At 50.7% G+C, this 21,838-nt stretch carries 25 protein-coding genes, 1 pseudogene and 1 riboswitch; of the genes and pseudogenes, 23 read left to right on the top strand and 3 right to left on the bottom strand.

What is annotated here, in order from left to right; translation table 11 throughout:
• The first annotated feature begins 6 nt into the window (after nucleotides 1-6).
• From amaP to aroH, 16 genes and pseudogenes are all read left to right on the top strand, one after another.
• Nucleotides 7-543: an alkaline shock response membrane anchor protein AmaP gene (gene amaP / locus TCARDRAFT_RS06330; protein WP_007289176.1), complete on the top strand. Its 537-nt coding sequence runs from the start codon at nucleotides 7-9 to the stop codon at nucleotides 541-543.
• An 11-nt stretch (nucleotides 544-554) separates the two neighbouring features.
• Nucleotides 555-782 (top strand): DUF2273 domain-containing protein, encoded by a 228-nt coding sequence (locus TCARDRAFT_RS06325; protein ID WP_007289175.1) that lies wholly within the window; start codon nucleotides 555-557, stop codon nucleotides 780-782.
• Between the two features lie 12 nt (nucleotides 783-794).
• Nucleotides 795-1,220, top strand: a complete 426-nt coding sequence (gene nusB, locus TCARDRAFT_RS06320; protein WP_007289174.1) for a transcription antitermination factor NusB — start codon at nucleotides 795-797, stop codon at nucleotides 1,218-1,220.
• A gap of 3 nt (nucleotides 1,221-1,223) precedes the next feature.
• The gene (locus TCARDRAFT_RS06315; protein WP_007289173.1) at nucleotides 1,224-2,183 is read left to right on the top strand and encodes a Kae1-like domain-containing protein; all 960 of its coding nucleotides are present in this window, start codon (nucleotides 1,224-1,226) and stop codon (nucleotides 2,181-2,183) included.
• Nucleotides 2,184-2,436: 253 nt separating this feature from the next.
• On the top strand, nucleotides 2,437-3,660 hold the full coding sequence (xseA, locus tag TCARDRAFT_RS06305; RefSeq protein ID WP_007289172.1) for an exodeoxyribonuclease VII large subunit: 1,224 nt from the start codon (nucleotides 2,437-2,439) through the stop codon (nucleotides 3,658-3,660).
• Complete coding sequence (gene xseB, locus TCARDRAFT_RS06300; RefSeq protein WP_007289171.1) at nucleotides 3,644-3,919, top strand: exodeoxyribonuclease VII small subunit; 276 nt, start codon at nucleotides 3,644-3,646, stop codon at nucleotides 3,917-3,919. Before xseA ends, xseB begins: the two co-directional genes overlap by 17 nt.
• Nucleotides 3,913-4,792: pseudogene (locus tag TCARDRAFT_RS06295) on the top strand (polyprenyl synthetase family protein). Before xseB ends, TCARDRAFT_RS06295 begins: the two are co-directional and overlap by 7 nt.
• Nucleotides 4,793-4,803: 11 nt before the next feature.
• A complete protein-coding gene (locus tag TCARDRAFT_RS06290) occupies nucleotides 4,804-5,259 on the top strand; it encodes a divergent PAP2 family protein (RefSeq protein ID WP_040683122.1) in 456 nt (151 codons plus the stop codon).
• A 65-nt stretch (nucleotides 5,260-5,324) separates the two neighbouring features.
• Entirely contained in the window at nucleotides 5,325-7,211 is a 1,887-nt protein-coding gene (dxs, locus tag TCARDRAFT_RS06285) for a 1-deoxy-D-xylulose-5-phosphate synthase (RefSeq protein WP_007289167.1), read from the top strand.
• Complete coding sequence (locus TCARDRAFT_RS15760; protein WP_007289166.1) at nucleotides 7,212-8,018, top strand: TlyA family RNA methyltransferase; 807 nt, start codon at nucleotides 7,212-7,214, stop codon at nucleotides 8,016-8,018. It begins immediately after the preceding gene.
• 12 nt (nucleotides 8,019-8,030) lie between these two features.
• Complete coding sequence (locus tag TCARDRAFT_RS06275) at nucleotides 8,031-8,882, top strand: NAD(+)/NADH kinase (protein ID WP_007289165.1); 852 nt, start codon at nucleotides 8,031-8,033, stop codon at nucleotides 8,880-8,882.
• Nucleotides 8,883-9,449: a tRNA (mnm(5)s(2)U34)-methyltransferase gene (locus tag TCARDRAFT_RS06270; protein ID WP_007289164.1), complete on the top strand. Its 567-nt coding sequence runs from the start codon at nucleotides 8,883-8,885 to the stop codon at nucleotides 9,447-9,449. It abuts the gene before it with no gap.
• A 5-nt stretch (nucleotides 9,450-9,454) separates the two neighbouring features.
• A complete protein-coding gene (argR, locus tag TCARDRAFT_RS06265) occupies nucleotides 9,455-9,907 on the top strand; it encodes an arginine repressor (RefSeq protein ID WP_007289163.1) in 453 nt (150 codons plus the stop codon).
• A 15-nt stretch (nucleotides 9,908-9,922) separates the two neighbouring features.
• Nucleotides 9,923-11,635 carry a DNA repair protein RecN gene (gene recN, locus TCARDRAFT_RS06260; protein WP_007289162.1) on the top strand — a complete coding sequence of 571 codons (1,713 nt, stop codon included), beginning with the start codon at nucleotides 9,923-9,925 and terminating at the stop codon, nucleotides 11,633-11,635.
• Nucleotides 11,636-11,809: 174 nt separating this feature from the next.
• Nucleotides 11,810-13,183, top strand: coding sequence for a SpoIVB peptidase (spoIVB, locus tag TCARDRAFT_RS06255; RefSeq protein WP_007289161.1), 1,374 nt, complete (start codon nucleotides 11,810-11,812; stop codon nucleotides 13,181-13,183).
• A 294-nt stretch (nucleotides 13,184-13,477) separates the two neighbouring features.
• Nucleotides 13,478-13,840 carry a chorismate mutase gene (gene aroH, locus TCARDRAFT_RS06250; RefSeq protein ID WP_007289160.1) on the top strand — a complete coding sequence of 121 codons (363 nt, stop codon included), beginning with the start codon at nucleotides 13,478-13,480 and terminating at the stop codon, nucleotides 13,838-13,840.
• 26 nt (nucleotides 13,841-13,866) lie between these two features.
• On the opposite strand, the gene mqnE is transcribed toward aroH, so the two are convergent.
• Nucleotides 13,867-14,964 carry an aminofutalosine synthase MqnE gene (gene mqnE, locus TCARDRAFT_RS06245; RefSeq protein ID WP_007289159.1) on the bottom strand — a complete coding sequence of 366 codons (1,098 nt, stop codon included), beginning with the start codon at nucleotides 14,962-14,964 and terminating at the stop codon, nucleotides 13,867-13,869.
• 139 nt (nucleotides 14,965-15,103) lie between these two features.
• Nucleotides 15,104-15,227, top strand: a riboswitch (cyclic di-AMP (ydaO/yuaA leader).
• A 2-nt stretch (nucleotides 15,228-15,229) separates the two neighbouring features.
• On the opposite strand from mqnE, the gene TCARDRAFT_RS06240 reads away from it, so the two are divergent.
• The 4 genes from TCARDRAFT_RS06240 to TCARDRAFT_RS06225 all read left to right on the top strand — a co-directional run bounded on the left by TCARDRAFT_RS06240 (nucleotide 15,230) and on the right by TCARDRAFT_RS06225 (nucleotide 18,098).
• A complete protein-coding gene (locus TCARDRAFT_RS06240) occupies nucleotides 15,230-15,889 on the top strand; it encodes a C40 family peptidase (protein ID WP_007289158.1) in 660 nt (219 codons plus the stop codon).
• 199 nt (nucleotides 15,890-16,088) lie between these two features.
• A complete protein-coding gene (locus TCARDRAFT_RS06235) occupies nucleotides 16,089-16,514 on the top strand; it encodes a Fur family transcriptional regulator (protein WP_007289200.1) in 426 nt (141 codons plus the stop codon).
• A gap of 11 nt (nucleotides 16,515-16,525) precedes the next feature.
• Nucleotides 16,526-17,251 (top strand): metal ABC transporter ATP-binding protein, encoded by a 726-nt coding sequence (locus TCARDRAFT_RS06230; RefSeq protein ID WP_007289157.1) that lies wholly within the window; start codon nucleotides 16,526-16,528, stop codon nucleotides 17,249-17,251.
• Between the two features lie 4 nt (nucleotides 17,252-17,255).
• Nucleotides 17,256-18,098, top strand: coding sequence for a metal ABC transporter permease (locus TCARDRAFT_RS06225; RefSeq protein WP_007289155.1), 843 nt, complete (start codon nucleotides 17,256-17,258; stop codon nucleotides 18,096-18,098).
• On the opposite strand, the gene TCARDRAFT_RS06220 is transcribed toward TCARDRAFT_RS06225, so the two are convergent.
• Nucleotides 18,066-18,992 carry a Na/Pi cotransporter family protein gene (locus tag TCARDRAFT_RS06220; protein ID WP_007289156.1) on the bottom strand — a complete coding sequence of 309 codons (927 nt, stop codon included), beginning with the start codon at nucleotides 18,990-18,992 and terminating at the stop codon, nucleotides 18,066-18,068. The genes TCARDRAFT_RS06225 and TCARDRAFT_RS06220 overlap by 33 nt on opposite strands.
• Nucleotides 18,993-19,126: 134 nt before the next feature.
• On the opposite strand from TCARDRAFT_RS06220, the gene TCARDRAFT_RS06215 reads away from it, so the two are divergent.
• Together TCARDRAFT_RS06215 and TCARDRAFT_RS06210 are read left to right on the top strand one after the other, a co-directional pair.
• Complete coding sequence (locus TCARDRAFT_RS06215; RefSeq protein ID WP_007289154.1) at nucleotides 19,127-19,696, top strand: HD domain-containing protein; 570 nt, start codon at nucleotides 19,127-19,129, stop codon at nucleotides 19,694-19,696.
• Between the two features lie 101 nt (nucleotides 19,697-19,797).
• Entirely contained in the window at nucleotides 19,798-20,022 is a 225-nt protein-coding gene (locus TCARDRAFT_RS06210) for a sulfurtransferase TusA family protein (RefSeq protein ID WP_040683121.1), read from the top strand.
• Here TCARDRAFT_RS06210 and TCARDRAFT_RS06205 read toward each other — a convergent pair.
• The gene (locus TCARDRAFT_RS06205; RefSeq protein WP_007289153.1) at nucleotides 20,019-20,924 is read right to left on the bottom strand and encodes a LysR family transcriptional regulator; all 906 of its coding nucleotides are present in this window, start codon (nucleotides 20,922-20,924) and stop codon (nucleotides 20,019-20,021) included. The two genes, TCARDRAFT_RS06210 and TCARDRAFT_RS06205, sit on opposite strands and share 4 nt — an antisense overlap.
• A 224-nt stretch (nucleotides 20,925-21,148) precedes the next feature.
• On the opposite strand from TCARDRAFT_RS06205, the gene yyaC reads away from it, so the two are divergent.
• Entirely contained in the window at nucleotides 21,149-21,727 is a 579-nt protein-coding gene (yyaC, locus tag TCARDRAFT_RS06200) for a spore protease YyaC (RefSeq protein WP_007289152.1), read from the top strand.
• Nucleotides 21,728-21,838 lie beyond the last annotated feature (111 nt).

Genomic DNA, 21,838 nt, shown 5'->3' with positions numbered 1-21,838 from the left:
GTAAATATGGGAATTATCGACCGGATAATTTTGTCTGTCTATACGTTTGTATTGGCTTTTTTGTCATTAGGCGTTGTCTTGCTGGGCTTAAGCCTCCTTCCTTTGGAGTGGGTATGGACAAGCGTGATCTATATTTACGGCCAATGGGAGGCTGCTCTGGTTGCCGCCGTGTTCTTAATGGTAAGCGTGCGTTTACTCTTAGCAGGGCTTCGTTCGCGCGGTGAACGGGAAACAATCGTTCATCACAGTGATATGGGTGATATCCATATTTCGCTTGATGCTGTTAAAAACTTAGTGGAAAAAACGGCGCGCCATGTCCGCGGCGTGCGGGGCGTAAAAGTGCGGGTCAGCCACACCGGTCAGGGTCTGGCGGTTTTTATCAGGACGGTTATCAGCCCGGAGAGCAATGTTCCCGACGTTTCGGCGCAAATTCAGGAACGCGTTTATGCTTATGCCAAAAACACCGTTGGTGTGGAACTGGCCGATGTGAAAATTTTGGTTGAAAATATTGCGAACGACTTTAAGAAACAGCGGGTCGAATAGGAGGGTAGGCCATGAACCAAAAATTGCTGCAAGAAATTTGGCAGCAACACAGCGGTAAGATTTTAGGCGTCGCCATTGGCTTTCTGTTAGGCGTTTTTATTATTACCTTCGGCTTTATTCGTACCCTGTTTGTATTGTTGTGCGTCGTAGGCGGATATGTGGTAGGCAAACGCATTGACGAAAAAGAAGATATTATGGATATTTTGGATAAGCTATTACCGCCAGGATATCACCGTTAGGAGAAAAAGACTATGAGTCGACGAAAAGCACGGGAGATTGCGTTACAAACGCTGTTTCAACTTGATTTTAATGACACCGATCCAGTGGCGGCGCTGGCCGCTTTGGTTCAGGACAGGGATGATGTAAGTAAAAACGCTCAGGAGTATGCCCGCCAATTGGTAACAGGCACCAAAGACCATCTGGCCGAAATTGATGCCATTATTGCCGGTCAGGCAAAAGAGTGGAAGCTTGAGCGAATGGCCGGTGTGGACCGTAACATTGTGCGTATGGCCATTTATGAGATGCGATACGGACAAGAGAAGTTACCGCCAAATGTTGTCATTAATGAAGCGGTTGAACTGGCTAAAATCTTCAGCACGGAAGAATCGGGGCGTTTTGTTAATGGAATATTGGGTGCGCTGGTCAAGAAAAAGGCCCTGCAAGATGGCTTGAGGTAAATTATGCGGTATTATCTGGGAATTGATACAAGCTGCTATACGACTTCCGTTGCCTTGCTGGATGAATGCGGCGGCTTGGTGGCCGATGAGCGCCGACTGCTGACGGTTAAAGCAGGGAAGCGGGGACTTGCCCAATCGGAAATGGTTTTTCAGCATACTCGCAACCTGCCCGACCTTCTGGAGGAAGTGCTTGGCAAGGCGGGTAGTGCGGTGCAGCTTGCCGCCATAGGTGTTTCGGCTTCGCCTCGCCCTTTGCCTGAGTCCTATATGCCGGCCTTTCTCGTTGGGCTGGGGTTTGCCCGTGCTTTGGCGGCGCTAAACCGTATTGCGCTCCGCCGCCTAAGCCACCAGGAAAATCACGTTTTTGCTGGCTTGTGGTCAGCAGGCGGACCCAAACAGCGTGAATTTCTTGCTATTCACGTCTCAGGCGGTACGACTGAGCTTGTGCGGGTAAAGCGCAGCGCTCAAGGTTGTGAAATCGAATTAATGGGCGGATCGGCCGACTTGCACGCCGGCCAATTTATTGACCGGGTAGGTGTCGCTCTGGGCCTTCCCTTTCCCGCAGGTCCCCACCTGGAAAAGCTGGCGCAGGCGGGACGGGATCGGGCAAGTCGCATTCCGGTAGCGGTACGGGAGCTTCGGGTCAGTTTTGCCGGTCCTGAGTCACAGGCACAGCGTTTAATCGCCAAAGGTGAAGAACCGGCTGCCATCGCCGCAGGCGTTGAGCAGTGCGTAGCCGACAGTCTTGCCAGACTGATTGGGCAGGCGTCTGAAGAGACCGGCTTACGGGACGTATTATTGGTAGGTGGAGTCACCGCTAATAGCTTCATTCGTCACTACCTGGACGAGAGGCTGCGGGAACCGCAGCGGCTCAACCTGTATTATCCTAGTCCGCGGTTTAGCCCGGATAATGCCGTTGGCGCCGCCTTTTTTGCCTTATCCCATGACACCCCTGCCATTTGAGCCGCATATGATACATAAAAGTTGGTGCAGGGGTGGCGTCTAAGCTGATTTATACGCTGGTGGGTGCGGTGATCGGCACAGTTGTCGGCCATCTTATCCCGCCAGGCTATTTTTTCTGGTTTGTGATTGGCGCTATAAGTGTTTTGTCGCCCCAAAATACTTTGGAACATGCCTTTAAAGACGGCAACGTCTGTTTTTTTTTTGCTTATTTGTTATATGATAAAATATATTGTTAAGAAAAGGTGGTTCTTATTTGGGTATTTTTAGTGTAAGCGAGATTACCTGCTATATTAAAGGTTTGCTCGATGGCGACGACACTCTTGCCGATGTTTTCGTCCGTGGCGAAATTTCGAATTTTAAACGCCACTATTCAGGGCATTGCTACTTTACCCTTAAAGACGCCGGGGCAACGCTCAGGTGCGTCATGTTTCGCAGCCGGGTCCAATTTTTAAAGTTTGAGCCCCGTGATGGTCTCAAAGTTATTGCTGGCGGTCATATCTCCGTCTTTGAACGGGACGGGCAATACCAGCTTTATGTAGACCAACTGGTGCCGGCCGGCCTTGGCGAACTTAGTCTGGCGCTAGAGCAGCTGAAAGAAAAGCTGGCCGCCGAAGGGCTTTTTGCCGAAGAACGCAAAAAGCCGCTGCCGCTCTTGCCAAAGGCTGTTGGGGTGATTACCTCACCGGTCGGGGCGGCTTTGCGCGATATCATTACCGTGGCCCGGCGAAGACACCCTGGCATCCCGATCGTGCTCTATCCCGTGCAGGTGCAGGGACCGGAAGCTGCGCCGCAAATTGCCCATGCCATCCGGGTGTTTAACCGTTTGGCCAATGTAGACGTCTTGATTGTCGGGCGAGGTGGCGGTTCTTTGGAGGAGTTGTGGGCGTTTAACGAAGAAGAAGCGGTACGGGCCATTGCTGCGTCATCAATTCCCGTCGTGTCCGCCGTTGGCCACGAGACGGATTACACGCTGGCCGATTTTGCCGCTGACCGTCGGGCAGCGACTCCTTCCCAAGCGGCCGAGATTGTATTTCCGGACGTCCAGGAGCTAGGGCGTTATATCCGGATGCTGCGGCAGGCAATGGAAAGCCATGTCCAAAGCTATATCAAACGCTATCGGCTGCTTGTCGAGCAATACCGCGACAGCCGCGCCCTGCGCCGCCGGCCCGTAGAGATAGTAGCGGCCAAGCAGCAATTACTGGATATCAGCTTACAGCGTTTGCACCATATTGTAAAAGAACAGTTTACCACCAAGCAGCACCGGTTTAAAGTGATTGCCGAGAAACTGGCCGTACTCAACCCGCTTATGGTATTAGCGCGGGGATACAGCATTGTTCGCACGCCCGATGGGCGAATAATCCGGGCAGTCGACCAGGTGGGCAAAGACCAATTGTTGGAGATAGTGCTGCATCGCGGTCGCATTGAGGCCAGAGTTGAGAAAATAGGAGAGGAGCACGATAATGGCAGGAAAGGTTAAAGGGTCTATAGACCAGGAGAATGTATGCTTTGAGGAAGCCTTAGGCAAATTAGAACTAATTGTAAAACGGTTAGAAAAAGGCGACTTACCGCTGGAGGAGATGCTTGAGCAATTTGCCGAGGGGGTTGCTCTATCGCAGGTATGTTTGCAGAAACTAAGCGCCGCGGAAGAGAGGATTTATACAATTTTGCAGGAAGAGCAGGGTACAATAAAGGAAAACCCGCTGCTTTTAGGGGAGGAAGAAAAATGCAAATACTAAAAGCTTACTGCCAGCAAAAGGCGGCGCTGGTTGATGAAGCGCTGGCCCGATTGGTACCTCGGCAGGCGGGCTATTTGGAAACGGTTTATGAGGCGATGCGCTATAGTCTCTTTGCCGGTGGGAAGCGCCTGCGTCCCATCTTGCTGATGGCGGCCGCCGATGCCGTGGGCGGCCGCGGCAGCCAATACCTGCATGTGGCGTGCGGTCTCGAAATGATCCATACCTATTCACTCATTCACGACGACTTACCGGCTATGGACAATGATGATTTCCGCCGCGGCAAGCCGACAAGCCACCGCGTATTTGGCGAGGGTATGGCCATCCTTGCCGGTGATGGACTGCTCACAGCCGCTTTCGAGGTGATGCTGTCCCAGCCTGGCGTTGAGCCAGGAGTGCTCCTTAAAGTGGTCCGTGAGATTGCGCAGGCCGCTGGCCCGGCGGGGATGGTAGGCGGACAAGCCGTGGATCTGGCTGCCGAGGGTAAGGTGCTTGATGCTGACGCCCTTAAGTTTATGCATCAGGCTAAAACGGGGGCGTTGTTCCGGGCGGCATTGCGCGCAGGCGCTCTCCTTGCCGGGGGCTCCAACAGTCAGATTGAGGCGCTGACTGCACTATGCAGAACAGTTTGGCCTTGCCTTCCAAATTACAGATGATATTTTGGACGTAACAGGCAGTGAAGAAAAAATCGGCAAGCCTGTAGGCAGCGATATCCGTAATGCCAAAGCCACTTATGTCAGTCTTTACTCATTGGAAGGCGCAAGGCAAATGGCCTGGGAAGCGGTAAAGCAGGCTAAGGCGGCCTTGGACGGCTTTGGCGCCGAAGCGGATATCTTGCGGGACCTGGTAAGTTATCTTTTAACGCGAGATAGTTGAGGTGTTTCGGTTTGGCTGAATTGTTGGGTGCTATTGGGCAAAATGTGATTTTAATGTCGGCGCTGACGGCCTGGTTTACGGCCCAGGTGCTGAAGACCATTACTTCCTTTTGGAAGCAGAAAGCCTTTAATTTAGAGCGGTTAGTCGGCGCGGGCGGAATGCCCAGTTCGCATACCTCGCTGGTCGTGGCTTTGGCCTCGGCGGTAGCATTTCATGACGGCCTCCACTCGCCCCTGTTTGCCGTAGCCGCAGTATTGGCCGCTATTGTAATGTATGACGCCGCCGGCGTTCGGCGGGCAGCGGGAAAACAGGCCAAGGTGCTGAATAAACTCGTCATGGAACTGCGCGTCCAGCATACCATCCGTGATACCCGGCTGAAAGAGCTTTTGGGGCATACTCCGCTTGAGGTTTTGGCCGGCGCCGTTCTTGGCTTCGTGATTGCCTACGGCTTTAGCCGCTTTTTCTAATTCCTGTCAAATATGCTATAATAATGTCATAAAAAATTGCCTGCTGGCGAAAGAGGGGCAATCTTGTGACAAAACTGTTAGACACCATGGAGCAGCCTGGTGATTTAAAGAAACTTTCCCTTAATGAACTGGAAAACCTCGCCAGTGAAGTGCGCGAGCTTCTGATACATACCGTTGCCAAAACCGGTGGTCATCTTGCGCCTAATCTTGGCGTTGTCGAGCTAACCATTGCCATCCATAAAGTTTTTGACAGCCCCAGGGATAAGATTATCTGGGACGTGGGTCATCAGGCCTATGTGCACAAATTACTGACCGGTCGGCGCGCCCAGTTTGAGACGCTGCGGCAACTGGGCGGACTGAGCGGTTTTCCCAAACGGAGCGAAAGCGAACATGACGTATTTGGCACTGGCCATTCCAGCACTTCTATATCTTCAGCCCTAGGCATGGCCTTGGCCAGAGATCTTTTAGGCGCGAAATATCACGTCGTTGCCGTCATCGGCGATGGATCGCTGACCGGCGGCCAGGCCTATGAAGCCCTCAACCATGCCGGTCACATGGGGAGCAACTTGACGGTTATCCTGAATGACAACGAAATGTCTATTGCCAAAAACGTAGGCGCCATGTCCCAATATCTGGCGCGCATGCGGACGGCGCCCACCTACTCGCGGGTCAAGCATGATATCGAATACCTGCTGCGCCGCATCCCTGCCATTGGCGATAGTGTGGCCAAAACAGCGGAACGGGTGAAAGACAGTCTCAAATACTTGCTGGTTCCCGGTGTTATTTTTGAAGAATTGGGATTTACTTACATAGGGCCAATTGATGGCCATAATATTGCTTCCCTTGTCGATGTACTGCAGCAGGCCAAAAATGTACGGGGGCCGGTGCTGATTCATGTTCTGACCCAGAAGGGAAAGGGCTACCGTCCGGCTGAATGCAATGCTGACAAGTTTCATGGCGTGGGCCCTTTTTGTGTGGAAACGGGCGAAATTATCAAAAATGGCGTCAATCCTACTTATACGGCCGTTTTTGGCGATGCGCTGGTTGAATTGGCGGAGAAAGATGACCGTATTATCGCGATAACCGCGGCCATGCCGGAAGGCACCGGACTGAAAAAGTTTGCAGCCCGTTTTCCTGCACGCTTTTTTGATGTGGGCATTGCCGAACCGCATGCCGTTACCATGGCGGCGGGGATGGCGACGCAAGGCTTGCGCCCGGTTGTTGCCATTTATTCTACTTTTCTGCAGCGCGCTTACGACCAGATTGTCCATGATGTGTGCCTGCAGAACCTTCCCGTAGTCTTCGCTCTCGACCGCGCTGGCATTGTTGGCGAGGACGGACCTACTCATCATGGCGTTTTCGACCTTTCGTTCCTGCGGCATATACCAAACATGGTCATAATGGCGCCAAAGGATGAAAACGAGCTTCGCCATATGCTGCACACGGCGCTGAAGTTGAATTGTCCTGTTGCCATTCGTTATCCCCGCGGCAACGGGGTGGGGGTCTCACTGGACAAAGTATTCAGCCTGCTAGAAGTGGGCAAGGCGGAAATCGTTCAGCAGGGGGGAAAGCTAACCTTTTTGGCTTTGGGCGCGATGGTCGGGCCGTGCTTGGAAGCCGCCGCTATCTTGGAAAAACGCGGTATTAAGGCAGGGGTTGTAAACGCCCGTTTTGCCAAGCCCTTTGATGCCGCGCTAATTCGCGCGTTGGCGCGCGACCCCGGGATGCTGGTAACGGTGGAAGACAATGTTTTGACCGGCGGTTTTGGCTCAGCTGTGCTGGAATACATTAACAGCCAAAACCTGCAGTGGGTAAAATTACTCCGTTTAGGCTTGCCGGACACCTTCGTTGAGCATGGTTCTCGCCAGGAACTGCTCGCCAAGCATGGATTGGATGGTGCGGGTATTGCGGCGGCGGTGCAAAATTTTATCAATGAATACGGAGTGCGGTAGATGCCAAAAGAACGTTTGGATGTTTTACTGGTCAAGCGCGGTCTGGCTAGCAGCCGGGAGCGGGCTAAAGCCTGGATCATGGCCGGGCTTGTGCGGGTTGATGGACAGAGAGTAGACAAGGCTGGCGCCATGGTCCCGCTAATGGCCGATATCGTAGTGACCGGTGACAATATTGGGTATGTAAGTCGCGGCGGCTTGAAATTGGAAAAGGCCCTGCGAACATTTGGCATTGACTTGACAGGCAAAACGGTGGCGGATATCGGCGCTTCTACGGGAGGGTTCACTGACTGCGCCCTTAAGCATGGCGCCGTGTGCGTATATGCCATTGACGTAGGCTATGGTCAACTGGCTTGGTCGCTACGTAATGATGACCGCGTAATCAATATGGAACGGACCAATATCCGCCAGGTAACGGCGGCCGACCTGGGCAGTCCGGTGGATTTTGTTGCTATCGACGTATCGTTTATTTCCCTGAGCAAAGTGTTGCCTGTCGCCAAAGAATTATTACTTCCGGACGGGCAAATTGTGGCGCTCATTAAGCCGCAGTTTGAAGCAGGCCGCGAAAAGGTAGGCAAAAAAGGCGTGGTGCGCGATCCCCAGACTCATATGGAAGTGATTAGCGCCGTGGTTCGCTTTGCCGAAACGCAGGGACTAAACCCCGTCGGTCTTACGTTTTCACCGATCAAGGGGCCGGAGGGAAACATCGAGTATTTGCTGCACCTGGTCAAGAACGGCCAACCAAGTCTGGTAAACGACGATACCATCGCTGAGGTTGTGCGAGAGGCGCACGGCAGCCTGGCGGATTAGGGAGGCGCGACAGTGAAGATAGGCATATTTCCCCATGTACAAAAACAGGGAATTAGTGCCGTTTTAGGCTTGGTAATACAGCGCCTGCTGGAACGGGGGGCGGAAGTGGCTTTGCCGGAAGAGGCAGCGGAGGAAATGGGCTACCCGGAGTTAGGCGCATCCCGGGAGCGGCTGCTGAAAGAAATCGCTATGGCCGTTACCTTGGGCGGCGATGGAACGCTGCTAAGCACGGCGCGAGCGGCGGCGCCGTTTGGCATCCCTGTCTGCGGTATTAACATGGGGCAGCTAGGGTTTCTTACCGAGGTCGAACCGTCAGAAGTCAATCAGGCTTTGGACCGGCTGGTGGCTGGCCAATATAGCATTGAAGAGAGGCTTATGCTGGACGCTAATATTCTCCGGCAGGGCAAGAGCATTTTCGTCTCTTCGGCGGTGAATGACGTGGTTGTGACTAAAGGCGGCTTTGCTCGCATGATCAGGCTTAATTTATACATCGACGGCCAGCTTACAGCTAACTATCCGGCTGATGGTCTCATTATCGCCACCCCGACGGGTTCGACGGGATATTCTTTGTCTGCCGGCGGTCCCATTGTCAGCCCGGGCCTTAAGGTTATTGTTCTTACCCCGATTTGCCCGCATACGCTCCATTCCCGTTCGCTGATCGTCGCGGAGACAGAAGAAGTAAAGGTAACGGTGTATGCTACGCATCAGGACATCGTCCTGACCGTGGATGGCCAGACAGTTCATGCCCTCCAGCCTGATGATACTATTATCGTGCGTCGGTCTCCGTATCGCGCCAAATTTATCCGCTTTAACCGCGCTGGCTACTACGAGACGGTTTATACTAAGTTGACGGCGGGGAGATAAATGGGACAAATCGTTAATGCGGTGAAAATGGCGCACGCCCTACTGCTGCCCAAACTTAAAAACGCCTATAATGTAGTCGATGCGACGGCCGGCAACGGCAAGGATACCCTTTTTTTGGCCATTAATACGCCATCAGAGGCTGTTATATGGGCTTTTGATATCCAACAAACAGCTTTAAACAAAACGAAGGCGTTACTTGCAGACCACGGCCAGGAGCGAAAAGTAAAGTTTATTCTTGCCAGTCATGACCAGATTGCTAATTATGTAAATAGTCCGGTGGATGCAGCAATGTTTAATCTGGGCTATCTCCCGGGCGGGGATCATACCGTGACTACTATGCCGGATACAACGGTGGCGGCGCTAAACCAGCTCCTGGTTCTGCTAAATCCAATGGGTATAATTTCCATTGTAGCCTATCCCGGCCATGATATGGGGCGGAGGGAAGAGCTGGCTTTGCGCAGTTTCTTGGCTACGCTGCCGCAAAAACTGTATACCGTGGCTTGCTGGCAAATGATAAACCAGGTTAATAATCCACCGGTTTTATATATTGTCGAGAGAACGGGGTGAAGTGCGTGAAGGCGCTACGTCACGCGAAAATCAAAGAAATCATTGAACGCCAGATCATAGAGACCCAGGAAGAACTGGCGGAAGCACTGCGCAAAGAGAACATCGAGGTTACCCAGGCCACCGTTTCACGCGACATCAAAGAGCTTATGCTGATTAAGGTACCTATCGGCGACGGGCGGTACCGGTATGCTTTTCCGCCGGAGCAAAGCGTCATCTATTCCCAGTCGCGGATGGCGCGCGTTTTCCAGGACTCTGTCATCGGTTTAGACTTTAGCACAAATATCATTGTCATCAAAACACTGCCTGGAACCGCTCAGGCGGTAGCTTCTACCATTGACCACGCTAAATGGCCGGAAGTCATCGGTAGTGTAGCGGGCGATGATACAATTTTTGTTCTGGTCAAGCCGCCGGAAGCTGTAAATGAGGTGTTGGCCAAATTCCAGGCACTGCTACAGTGACGGGAGAGGATTGGCATGTTAAAATCATTGACAGTTACCAATTTTGCCCTCATCGACCAAGCTCAAGTTGAATTTGCGCCCGGGCTCAACATTCTAACCGGCGAGACGGGAGCAGGCAAATCCATATTGATCGATGCTCTTAATACTTTGCTGGGGAGCCGCACTTCCGCTGACTTAATCCGCAGCGGCTGCGAATATTTCCGGGTGGAAGCGGTTTTTGAAATTAGCGCTGCCGGCGGTGTGGCCGCTTTGCTGGAAGAACAGGGTATTCCGATTGAAGAGGGGCAGTTAATTATTAGCCGTCGCTACACCCGGAGCGGTAAGAATACCATCATCGTTAACGGATGCCAGGTACCGTTGTCTGTCTTGCGGGAACTGGGCGGCAAATTGGTAGATATGCACGGACAGCACGAAAACCAGACCATGCTCCGGCCTGAATCCTACCTACCATTGGTGGATAGCTCCGATTCCCGGATTGAAGCCAAACTTGCGGAGTATAGCCGAATTTATCAGGAATGGAGCGGGGTGAGGAATGAGCTGCTCAAAGCGGAAAAATTGGCGCGGGAGCGAATGCAACGTCTTGATATGCTCAATTGGCAGACGGAAGAAATCGCCGCGGCCTGCTTGAAACCGGGCGAAGATGAGACGTTGGATCAAGAAATCCGCGTCTTGGCCAATGCCGAAAAAATTGCTACCGCCCTGAGTCGGGCCTATAACTTATTGCAGCAAGGGCCTAAAGGAGGCGGCGGGGTGCTGCCGTTACTTGCTGACGTTAAACGGGAGTTAGAAGCGGCGGCCCGTTTTGACCCGCGCATTCAAAAACAGGCTGATATTATCACCGAAGCGTTTTATCAGCTTGAAGAAGTCGCTAGCGATATCCGTCGGCACAGTGAGACTATTGACTTTGAGCCCCGGCGTCTCGATCAGCTTCAGGAGCGGCAGGACTTAATTCAAAAGTTAAAGAAAAAGTACGGCGCTACCATTGACGAAATCTTAGCATATTATGAGCAAGCGCTTAGCGAGCTGGCTGTCCTCACCCATTATGACGAGCATATGGCCGAACTTGCGGCGCGTAAGCAGCGTCTTGAGGAAAGAGCGCGGCAGGCGGCTGACGAGCTGGATGCCTTGCGCCAGCGGGCGGCCAAACAGTTGGCCGCCGAAGTAAGCCGCCACCTGCAGGATCTTGGTATGCCGAAAGCTCGCTTTATCGTGCAAATAACAAAAACGGCGCAGCTTGCGGCCCGGGGGTGCAATGAGGCGATGCTGCTCTTTTCCGCCAATCCTGGCGAGGAGCCTAAGCCGCTTCATAAGGTAGCGTCAGGCGGTGAATTGTCCCGCATTGCCCTGGCAGTAAAGACGGTATGCGCCAGCCGTGACGAAACCGGTGTAATGGTCTTTGACGAAGTTGATGCCGGCATTGGCGGTCAGACTGCCCAAATGGTTGCGGAAAAGATTGCCTTAGTCGCCGCTGATAAGCAAGTATTATGCATCACGCATCTGCCGCAGATTGCCTGTATGGCTGACCATCACCTTCTCATACGCAAAGAAGTGGAACAGGAGCGGACTACGACCCGTGTTCAAGCGCTGGATGAAACAGAGCGGGTTCTGGAGCTTACCCGTATGGTAGCCGGTGACAATCTGACCGACTTGGCAATCGAAAATGCTAGGGAGATGGTGGCCCTGGCAAAACGAAAAAAAGAAAAATGGAAAAATAAAGCGCAAGCTTGAGCTTGCGCTTTATTTTTCTCAAAAAACAGAGTAAACCTCGCTTAAAGTCAATTTATGCTATAAATTCCGGAATAATCCCGAATTCTTTCGGGAATTTATAAAATCAGGTAAACAAAAAACAGCACAACGATCGTCCGCACCTGGGAATTTAAAGCAAGGAGTGATGGCAAGGGTATGAGAGGCATCAACTGGCGCTTTGTGACCGGAATTATAATTGCAATCAGCATTGTTGCCTTTTGCTTAACGCCGCAGTTCCGCCATATTTATAGTCTTCCTCCCCATATGCGTATAATAGAAGGGGAAACGGCGTTGTTTACCGTCAATTTTCCGCTGACGGTAACAGTCAATTCCGATTTTGACCCAAGCATTCGCCTTCATTCCGATACACCGCTATATGCCCTTTCCCGGCCGGTATCGCTGCAGCCGGTAAAACTGGGTAAAGCAGTTGTCGAGTTTAGGTTGCTCGGCCTTATTCCCGTGCGGACAGTGCAAGTAGACGTGACGCCGCCGCTTAAACTAGTGCCGGGAGGTCATTCCATCGGGGTCGTCCTTCACTCTCAGGGAGTGATAGTAGTTGGCAATTCGCCGGTTCTCAGCCAAGACGGCCAATATTACACTCCCGCCAAAGACGCCGGTATCGCTGTTGGGGACGTCATTTTAAGCATTAACGGTACCCCGGTTAATAACGATGCGCAGGTAGCGGAAATCATCAATGAGGCCGGCAAAGAGAAAAGTCCGGTAGATATTTTAATAAAACGGGGCGATTCCCGCGCGCAAGTCACGGTGACACCAGTTTTATGCAGCGACACCAAAAGATATCGTATCGGCCTTTTTGTCCGCGATAGCGCAGCAGGTGTGGGTACATTAACTTTTTACGAACCTGTATCCCGAACATATGGCGCCTTGGGTCATATTATCACCGATTCAGATACGAACCAACCCATTGATTGTGAACAAGGCAAAATTGTTCTGGCAACAGTGTCGGGTATCCAGCATGGTAAACGGGGCCAGCCCGGGGAAAAAATCGGCGTTTTTATTGAAGAAGGGCAAATGCTGGGTGACATCCGTAAAAACACGCCCTTTGGCATTTACGGCAAACTGGAAACGTTGATTGAAAACAACTTATTTCATGAAGCTATCGCCGTGGCGTCGATGAGCCAAGTGCAGACAGGCCCGGCCGAAATGCTCACCGTGATTGACGGGCAGACCATTGAGCGGTTCAGCATTGAAATCCAAAAAGTAAATCTTCAGGAGGTACCGGAAGGCAAAGGGTTGGTAATTAAAGTGACCGACAGTCGATTGCTTGAAAAGACGGGTGGCATTGTCCAAGGCATGAGCGGCAGCCCTATTATACAAAATGGCAAAATCGTCGGTGCGGTAACGCATGTCTTTATCCACGACCCAACGCGGGGCTATGGCTGCTTTGTCGACTGGATGCTGATGGAAAGTGGTCTGTTGCCGAAAAAAGAGAGGCAAACAGTCAGAAAACTATTCAGTTTTTCAGGCTTATTTGGTGCGCCTGGCTGGGCGTTATTATCCTTGGGGTAATTTTGCATTTAAGATTGTTTCTCCTCATAACTATATCATGGGGGGGAAGGACATGAATTTTAAAAATTTATTTGTTTGCTTAAAGGCTGCGGCAGCACTTTCTGCTGGAAAGACCGTCAGGAAGGCCGTTACATTGAATTGACGGACAAAAATGAAGTATGTCCTGAATGCGGTTGGTGGAAATGTCACTATTGCGGTTCTTGCCGGTGTAATAAACTCAATGACGAAAGGAAAAGCGAACAAGACAACGAATAGATGAAATATAAAAAAATCAGGCGGAAAGGAGCGATTACGTTGCTGCGCGGAGTCCGGGGAGCGACAACAGTAGATGCGAATACGCCGGAAAATATACAGGAGCGAGTTCGCGAACTATTAACAGTTCTTGTCCGGGAGAATGGAATCGATACGGCCGATATCGGAGCGGTAATTTTTAGTTCTACACCCGATTTAAATAGCATGTATCCTGCCGCAGGGGCCCGGATTTTGGGTTGGACGGAAGTGCCGCTATTCGGCACCCAGGAAATTGATAATCCTACAGGTTTGGCTAGGTGCATCCGGGTACTCATACTGTGGAATACCGACCTTCCTCAGGGGAAGATCAGGCATGTGTATCTACACGGCGCGGCGGTACTGCGGCAAGATATCAACAGGCAATAAAATTCAGCCTAGAAAAAGGCTGTTTTTTATTGTCTGTAAATTTTAACAATATTATACAGTGAATCCCGCTCAACAGGAATGCGCCCGGCTTGACGGATGACATTGACCAGCCGTTCGATGCTTAGCGACTGCTCAGACTTACCGCCGGCCGCATGTGTGATTTTTTCCTCGTTTACCGTTCCATCCAAATCATTGGCGCCAAAGGCCAGCGCCAACTGGGCAATCGGCAAGGTAAGCATAACCCAATAAGCTTTGATGTGTTTAAAGTTATCGAGCATGAGACGGGCAAGCGCTATCATTTTCAGGTCTTCCCAGGCTGGAACCCGCGTGACCTGGCTTTCTAATGCGGTATTTTTCGGATGAAAGGCCAGACCGATAAACGTTTGGAAGCCCCCGGTCTCATCCTGCAGGTCGCGAAGCGCCAAAAGGTGGTCAATGCGTTCCTCTGGTGTTTCGATATGGCCGTAGAGCATGCTGGCATTTGTCCGGATACCGAGACGATGGGCCGTGCGCATGATAGCGAGCCAGTCTTCACCGCTGGCCTTATTTGGACAAAGAAGGCTCCGCACCCGGGGGCTAAAGATTTCCGCTCCGCCGCCCGGCATAGATCCAAGGCCAGCCTTCTTCAGGGTTTTCAGCACTTCTTCCACCGATTTGCCGGATATCTTGGCAAAATAGTGAATTTCAACAGCAGTGAATGCTTTAAGATGTAGATGGGGCAAGGCTTCTTTAACGGTGGCGATAATATCGACATAATATTCAAAAGGCCAGTCGGGGTGTAAACCGCTAACGATGTGTAGTTCGCGCAAATCAGGGTCCTCAGCCGCTTGGCGGGCGATACGGAGGACATGTTCTTTGGTCATGCTGTAGGCTTGCGGACTGGAGTTGTCACAGCCGAAAGCGCAAAATTTACAACGGGCAGTGCAGACATTTGTCAGGTTAATATGCCGGTTAACATTAAAATATACATAATCGCCGCTGACCCGTTGACGAACTTTGTTGGCAAGATAGCCTAGCCAGGCCAAATCATGTGAGTGGAGGAGTGCAAGTCCTTCATCACGGGACAAACGAAGACCTTCTGTGATTTTTGTTTCGATCTGATAACGAAATGCGTCGGAAAGCATGGCGACACTCCTTTCACTTAGCAATTCGCTGATGAATCGTGGTTTTCCTGTAGATATAGTAAAAAATGAGAAACCGGAAATTTTTTCAAGAAAAACCATTTAGAAGGATTATGTACAAAAATAGCGAATAATTCAGGTGAGCTATATAAAGCCTAATCCAGCTCAGGAGCGGGGGAACCATTACTGGGGTGAAACTCTTTAGGAGTGGGGTGCCTTCAACCCTAACCCGTCAGCTAACCTCGTCGGCTTAGAGAGGAGAATTGTCTTGGGTAAAGTGTTTCGGACGATGGTTCTTTTTTTGCTGCTGTTTATGACAGCAACCTTCGCCCACGCCTCAGGAGTCTATGAAGAAGGGGATCAAGGCCCGGAAATAGCCGCTATTCAGGCCCGGCTTAGAGAGCTTGGCTATCGGCTGGAGGTTGACGGCGACTTCGGCCAGGCGACCAAAAGCGCCGTAATCGCCTTCCAAAAAGACCGGGGCTTGGAAGCGGATGGCGTTGTCGGGGCCCAGACCTACCGCGCTCTCATGGGACGGGACATGCCGGTTAGCCGTGATAGTAGCGCTGCCCGGCGGGTCATTCAGACGGCCATGCGTTATATCGGCGTTCCCTATGTTTTTGGCGGTACGACTCCTGATGGGTTCGACTGTTCCGGCTTTACCCGGTTTGTGTATGCCCGGGCGGGCGTATACTTGCCGAGAACGGCTGACGCGCAGTTTGAAGTGGGTCAACCTGTATCTTATTCAAGATTACAGCCTGGCGACATGGTTTTCTTTTCCACTTATGCTCCTGGTCCTTCGCACAGCGGTATTTACTTGGGAGATGGCAATTTTATCAGCGCTACGTCCAGCCGTGGTGTGGTCATCGATCGCATGGATAGCAGTTACTGGGGGCCGCGTTATGTAGGAGCGCGTCGGGTGTTATAAGATTTGGAGGCCAGGCGCCTCCTTTTATTTTTCCTCTATTTGAGCAAAAATTGCTGTATGACAGAATGTTTGCATAGCCTGTGTTTAATGGTAGAAGAATAAAGAAAAGACTGGGCAAATTTTTTTTTATGCTTTTAGTAAGAAAGTTCCTATTTGTGATGAATCGTATATATTTTGATTAGAAGCGGAGTGAATTATCATGTTAAATGACCTGGTGCAGCAGCTTAAGGAAAAGGGGTATCGCATTACACCGCAGCGGCGGGCAATTTTAGAGCGGATACTCCAAACGGCGAAGAACTTGACAGCGGCGGAAATATGGCGTGAAGTCCGTCATCAGTATCCAGACGTTGGTCTCGATACAATTTACCGTAACCTGAATATTTTGGTTGAAATGGGGCTGTTAATTCCTATTGTCGGGCTGGGTAAGAACGGAACTCGGTATGAGGTAGCTTCCTCATCCCGGCATCATCACCATATTACTTGCATAAAGTGCGGTGAAGCGGCTTGCTTGGAATTTTGTCCTATTGATCCTGAATTTTTAATTATGCTTCGCCAGCATGGGTATGAACTTGTCCGGCACAATATTGAGTTGTTCGGTCTTTGCGCGCAGTGCCGGCAGGGTTAGGAGGGCAATAAATGTGCATGGTGCAGCTTGATGGCGTATGCTTTGCCTACGATGATCATCCCGTGCTTAACAATATATCTTTAGTGGTAGCCAGCGGTGATTTTCTCGTCGTTGTCGGTCCCAACGGGGCTGGTAAAAGTACGTTGCTAAAAATAATGGCGGGAATCGCTAGGCCACAGGGCGGCGAAGTTCGCATCGACGGACAGTCGGTAAGGGAAGCGCAAAGGCAGGGACTAATTGGTTATGTACCGCAGACCTACGGAAAGAACTCGGCCGGTTTTCCGGCAACAGTGGAGGAAGTAGTGGCATTGGGTTTGGTCACAGGCGGCGTTACCAGGCCCAGCAAGCAGTTAGCCACCCATATTGTAGAACATATGTTGGAACTTGTTGATATGGCTGACCTGCGCTCAAGGCGTATCGGTGAACTCAGCGGCGGGCAGCTGCAGCGAGTGATGGTGGCGCGAGCTTTGGCCGGCAACCCCAGGCTCCTTTTGTTAGACGAGCCGACTAGCGGCATTGATGCTGATGCCAGCGCCAAAATATACGAACTGTTGGGAACGTTGAATCGCAACTTGGGGATTACGGTTGTCATGGTTTCCCACGACATTGAAAAAGCCACCTGCTGGGCTTCGCGGGTGGCCTGCATCAATCGGGGATTATGTTTTTTGGGCAGTGGCCGTGAGTTTCGCGATAGCCACATGCCAGTACGCCACTTTTGGTATGAAACCGGGAGGTGAAAAGATGGAATTTCTCCAATACGACTTTATGCAGCGAGCACTTGCCGCGGGTCTCATTACCGCCATTGTCTGCCCGCTGATTGGTATGTTTGTTGTTATCCGCCGGCAGTCGCTTATTGGCGATGGGCTGGGTCACATCGCCTTTGCTGGCGTGACGGGCGGATATCTCATAGGGTGTAACCCTGTTGTCGCCGCCGCACTGCTTACTGTTGCTGGCGCCGTGGGCATTGAGTTTGTCAGACGGTGGCACAGTCAGTTCGCTGATATGGTTTTGGCCATCTTTTTCTATGCCGGCATTGCTTTGGCCATCATTTTCAGTACCATGACGCGTATGAGCGGCGCCGGGCTGCTTAGTTTTCTTTTTGGCAGTATCATGACTGTTACGACCATAGATCTTATGCTTATAGCCTTTTGCGGCGCCGTCGTCGTGGCGGTAATTTACCGGTATTTTGACAAGTTGATGCTGTTGGCGCTGGACGAAGAGGTAGCGATTGTGTCCGGCGTCAATACCGGCGCGATTAATATGCTGTTCAGCGTGTTGACCGCGCTGGTCGTCGTCATCGGCATGACGGTCGTGGGGATTTTACTGGTAAGTGCTCTCATGGTTGTTCCCGTTGCTGCGGCGCACCTTCTTCGCCGCGGTTTCAAAGCGACCTTGGCCTGGGCGATCGTTTTTTCCATTCTGTCCGTCATCGGCGGCCTTGTTTTTGCTTTCTATCTTGATATTGCGCCGGGCGGCACGATTGTTATAACGACTATCGGGCTTTATCTGCTAATTTTGTTTTGGCGAAGAGATTTTTTAGTTTTTGGTAGTTTAGCCGCGTCCAGGTACCAGAGCGGCGATTAAGCGGGAGAATTGACGGATAAACGGCAGTACTGCCAGTGACGAAATAATGTTGAAAAGAGTATGGACCATGGCTACCTGTGCGCCGAAGTCAGCCGTAATCCAGGCGGCGACGCTTGTCAGCAGCTCCGTTAGGGGTAAAAAAATCAGTGCGCCTGCAACATTTAATATGATATGGGCGGCAGCTACTCGCTTCGCCGCGAGCGGGGCGGCACTGCCGACGATTACAGATGAAAGACAGGAGCCAATATTATTGCCGTAAACGACATAGGCGGCGGTTGTTAAATCAATGATGCCATCGGCGGCGAGTACCATTAGCGCCCCGGTGGCGGCGCTGCTCGACTGGAAGAGAAAGGTGAGAATGATTCCGCCCATAATACCGTACAAAGGGTTGGACCGCTCCTTGGTAAGGTAATCAATGATTGTCTCTATTTGGGGAAGCTGGCCAATTAAATCGGAGATAAGGCTGAGACCAATGAACATGCTGGCCAATCCGGCAACAGCCAGGCTGACATAGCGCAGTTTTTGGGAAAAAACTGCCATGATAAGCGACAAAACTAGCAAGGGAAGAAAGTAGTGGTCCGGTAAGGAGATGGTTAGGAGCTGTACGGTTGAACAAGTCCCGATATTGGCACCCAGGATAATGCCTAAGCCCTGATAAAAAGTGAGGTATTCGGCGCTAACCAGGCCGATAGTGACAAGGGAAACAGCGGTGCTGCTCTGCATAAGCGCTGCTGCTGCCGTTCCCACCAATAGACCCCGCCAGGCCGTTACCGTCATGGATTGAAGAAGGCGCTGAAAACGTCGCCACAGCAGGCGCTTTAAGCCAAAGCGCATTAGAAAGATGCCGCCGACCAGCATTCCCACACCGGCAAACATCACGATAAGAATATACATATGTTGCACCCTCCTTTGCAGTAACTCTATGAGGTATGGCAGCATCCAATGCTAGTAAACCTTTTTAAATAATGGTATAATTTTGCATATAAGCGGTAATGCTTACCAAAATAGGTTAAAACAGGAGGGCTGTTATGCAGTATTCCCGAGCGAAAACTTGGCAGATTTTACGAGAACACGTTACCGGTGAAGCACTGTTAAAACATTGTGTAGCCGTGGAAATTGCCATGCGCGCTTACGCGCAAAAATTTGGCGAAGACCCCGATTATTGGGGAGCGGTGGGATTACTACACGATATTGATTTTGAAAAATTTCCCCATGACCATCCCAACCATGCCAGAGAAATTCTTGCTTCTTACGGCTATGACGATGAATTTATTACTAACGTCGAGTCCCATGCGCGGAACTGGGAGGGGGAGCGCACCCTTTTACAAAAAACATTGCTGGCGGTGGATGAACTGACCGGCTTTATTATCGCCTGCGCCCTTGTCCGTCCGGATAAAAGTTTAGATAATCTGGAAGTAAAGTCGGTTATGAAGAAAATGAAGGATAAAGCCTTCGCCCGTGCCGTCAATCGTGAGACGATAGTGAACAGTGCCGAGGCAATGGGCGTGGATCTTAAAGACCATATCGATTTTGTTACGAAAGCACTGGCGGCAGCAACTCGGCAGCCTGAATATCAGGAGCTTCCGTTAGTCAGCTAAGCGGTTTCAGGAACAAAAAACCTCTTCGCCGTATGGCGAAGAGGTTTTTTGCAGGTTTTGCGGCTTTGGCAGCGAATAACTCCATATGGGAGGTTGATGGTATGGCGATACATTATCTCGATATGTTAGGGGAAATTTGCCCCCATCCGCTGCATATGGCCCAAGCCAAGATGGAGAAGTTGAAAAGCGGCGATGTACTGGTCGTCGAATCGGATTTCAGTCGCTCAGTTCGTAACTTATTGGCCTGGGCGGATAAACAAGGCTACAAATTTGATGTAGAGGAAGTTGACAAAGGGATTTGGCAGGTTAAAATCACCAAATGCTAGCAAACTTCTAGTTCCCCTGGCAATGTTATAAATCTGATGAAACGTTTGGCAATGCCGGACAAGTCGGCGTCGCGATATACTAAGTTATATTCGACGCTTGGATCAATGTTTTCTATCGGTAAGGCCAGCAGGGTTCCATGGCGCAGTTCCTTCTGCACCGTCAGACGGAGACATATGGAAACGCCATGGCCTTTTTCTACTGCCGACTTAATGGCATTGGAATTGCTAATTGTGGTACGCGGTTTCAAATTCATAAATTTTAAGTTAATCGGTTCGAGAGCCTGGTCTAGGATATAGTGCAGCTCCGAGCCCTCTTCCGGTAGTATAAGGCGGCTTTTGGTAAGCTCCTCAATGGTGACGCTCGTTTTCCCGGCCCATTGTTCGTTGTTGGGAACAATAGCCACCAACTCGTCTTTAAAAACGGATTTTTTGGTAAGTCCTTTGTAGTTTGCTACCGGGCACTCGATAATGGCTAAATCAATTGCTTTATCGTAAATTTTGGTAATCATCTCCTGCAGACTGCCAATTTCAAGGTTAATTTGCAGTTCAGGATATTTGTCCTTAAAAGTCCAAATGCCGCAGGCCAATGCGTGACTGCCCACGGTAGCGGTAGCACCGATGATAAGCCGTTGGTTTTTTTCGTCAGCGAGACTCGAGAGTTTACGTTCCAGGTCTTCATGCAGTTCGAGGATTTGTTTGGCGTATTCAAAAAGGGTGGCTCCCGCCTCGGTCAGAATAACGCCGTGTGGTGTCCGCTCAAAAAGCTTTATGCCGTAATACTCCTCCATGGAGTGGATTTGGGCGCTGATTGCGGGCTGAGAGATATGCAGGAGCTTGGCTGCCTTGGAAAAACTTTTTACCCGGGCCACCTGGCAGAATAAATCAAACTGCCCAAGTTGCATTGTTATGACCTCCTAGGATTTGTCCTGTGCTAATTATAACATGGGTTTGTATAAATATTTCACATAAAATTGCGATAAATAATTATAAATAATACAAGTTTAGGTATAAGTAAAAGTTATATGTAATGACAGGGACAAGCATGGATACCCTGCTGTTTTTTTTGCCATAAATCTTTCCCAGCACGCATAGAGTTTACAAAGACAGTTTTAAAAGGAGAGGGACGATGGGAAAGAACAAGGCGACAAAGCTGACGGCACATTTTGAGGATACGAATGCCCGCCAGGTGATTGGGGCCCATCTGATGACGTTGCTTGGCCGGCAGGAAGGTATTAATGCACGTCATCTAATCGTCTTATGTATTGGTTCCGACCGGTATACAGGGGATGCCCTCGGGCCGCTAGTAGGATCGTATCTAAAAGAGCACACCGACTATACCGTATATGGCTGCCTTGACCATCCCGTGCATGCCGGCAATCTGGTAGAAACAATTAACATTATCAATAACCGGTATCACCATCCGCTAATTATTGCCGTAGACGCCTGCTTAGGCAAGGCCAGTGAAATCGGCAATATCGAAGTTTGGGAAGGCGGCTTAGAAGCAGGTATTGCTGTCGGCAATCGGCTCCCATGTGTGGGTAATATTTCTATCATTGGTGTTGTCAATGCCGGCGGCAAAATCGGCTATTTAGATTTACAAAGCACGCCTCTATCAATTGTCATGAAGTTAAGTAAAATTATTGCCACGGCACTGGAAGACGCCCTGAAAATGATGGCAATGCCAACGGCATCAGTTTCGGGTTAGAATTAATCGTGAAAAATTTTATCCCACATCATGTATAAGATGACCAATATGGCGGCAAAAAGTACACCTATGTCGCCAATAAACTGTCCCATAAAATCACCGTCCTGCTGC

This window comes from Thermosinus carboxydivorans Nor1 (assembly GCF_000169155.1).
Taxonomy (GTDB): domain Bacteria; phylum Bacillota; class Negativicutes; order Sporomusales; family Thermosinaceae; genus Thermosinus; species Thermosinus carboxydivorans.
Note: the sequence above shows the minus strand (reverse complement) of the source record. Positions and strands in the feature narration are given on the sequence as shown.

Excerpts from the sequence above, each read along its gene's own strand:
- recN (WP_007289162.1), top strand. The coding sequence starts at position 9,923 with ATGTTAAAATCATTGACAGTTACCAATTTTGCCCTCATCGACCAAGCT.
- TCARDRAFT_RS06315 (WP_007289173.1), top strand. The coding sequence starts at position 1,224 with ATGCGGTATTATCTGGGAATTGATACAAGCTGCTATACGACTTCCGTT.
- xseB (WP_007289171.1), top strand. The coding sequence starts at position 3,644 with ATGGCAGGAAAGGTTAAAGGGTCTATAGACCAGGAGAATGTATGCTTT.
- yyaC (WP_007289152.1), top strand. The coding sequence starts at position 21,149 with ATGGGAAAGAACAAGGCGACAAAGCTGACGGCACATTTTGAGGATACG.
- nusB (WP_007289174.1), top strand. The coding sequence starts at position 795 with ATGAGTCGACGAAAAGCACGGGAGATTGCGTTACAAACGCTGTTTCAA.
- TCARDRAFT_RS06235 (WP_007289200.1), top strand. The coding sequence starts at position 16,089 with ATGTTAAATGACCTGGTGCAGCAGCTTAAGGAAAAGGGGTATCGCATT.
- TCARDRAFT_RS06230 (WP_007289157.1), top strand. The coding sequence starts at position 16,526 with ATGTGCATGGTGCAGCTTGATGGCGTATGCTTTGCCTACGATGATCAT.
- TCARDRAFT_RS06270 (WP_007289164.1), top strand. The coding sequence starts at position 8,883 with ATGGGACAAATCGTTAATGCGGTGAAAATGGCGCACGCCCTACTGCTG.
- TCARDRAFT_RS06215 (WP_007289154.1), top strand. The coding sequence starts at position 19,127 with ATGCAGTATTCCCGAGCGAAAACTTGGCAGATTTTACGAGAACACGTT.
- TCARDRAFT_RS06225 (WP_007289155.1), top strand. The coding sequence starts at position 17,256 with ATGGAATTTCTCCAATACGACTTTATGCAGCGAGCACTTGCCGCGGGT.
- TCARDRAFT_RS15760 (WP_007289166.1), top strand. The coding sequence starts at position 7,212 with ATGCCAAAAGAACGTTTGGATGTTTTACTGGTCAAGCGCGGTCTGGCT.
- TCARDRAFT_RS06205 (WP_007289153.1), bottom strand. The coding sequence starts at position 20,924 with ATGCAACTTGGGCAGTTTGATTTATTCTGCCAGGTGGCCCGGGTAAAA.
- amaP (WP_007289176.1), top strand. The coding sequence starts at position 7 with ATGGGAATTATCGACCGGATAATTTTGTCTGTCTATACGTTTGTATTG.
- TCARDRAFT_RS06220 (WP_007289156.1), bottom strand. The coding sequence starts at position 18,992 with ATGTATATTCTTATCGTGATGTTTGCCGGTGTGGGAATGCTGGTCGGC.
- TCARDRAFT_RS06325 (WP_007289175.1), top strand. The coding sequence starts at position 555 with ATGAACCAAAAATTGCTGCAAGAAATTTGGCAGCAACACAGCGGTAAG.
- mqnE (WP_007289159.1), bottom strand. The coding sequence starts at position 14,964 with ATGCTTTCCGACGCATTTCGTTATCAGATCGAAACAAAAATCACAGAA.
- TCARDRAFT_RS06210 (WP_040683121.1), top strand. The coding sequence starts at position 19,798 with ATGGCGATACATTATCTCGATATGTTAGGGGAAATTTGCCCCCATCCG.
- spoIVB (WP_007289161.1), top strand. The coding sequence starts at position 11,810 with ATGAGAGGCATCAACTGGCGCTTTGTGACCGGAATTATAATTGCAATC.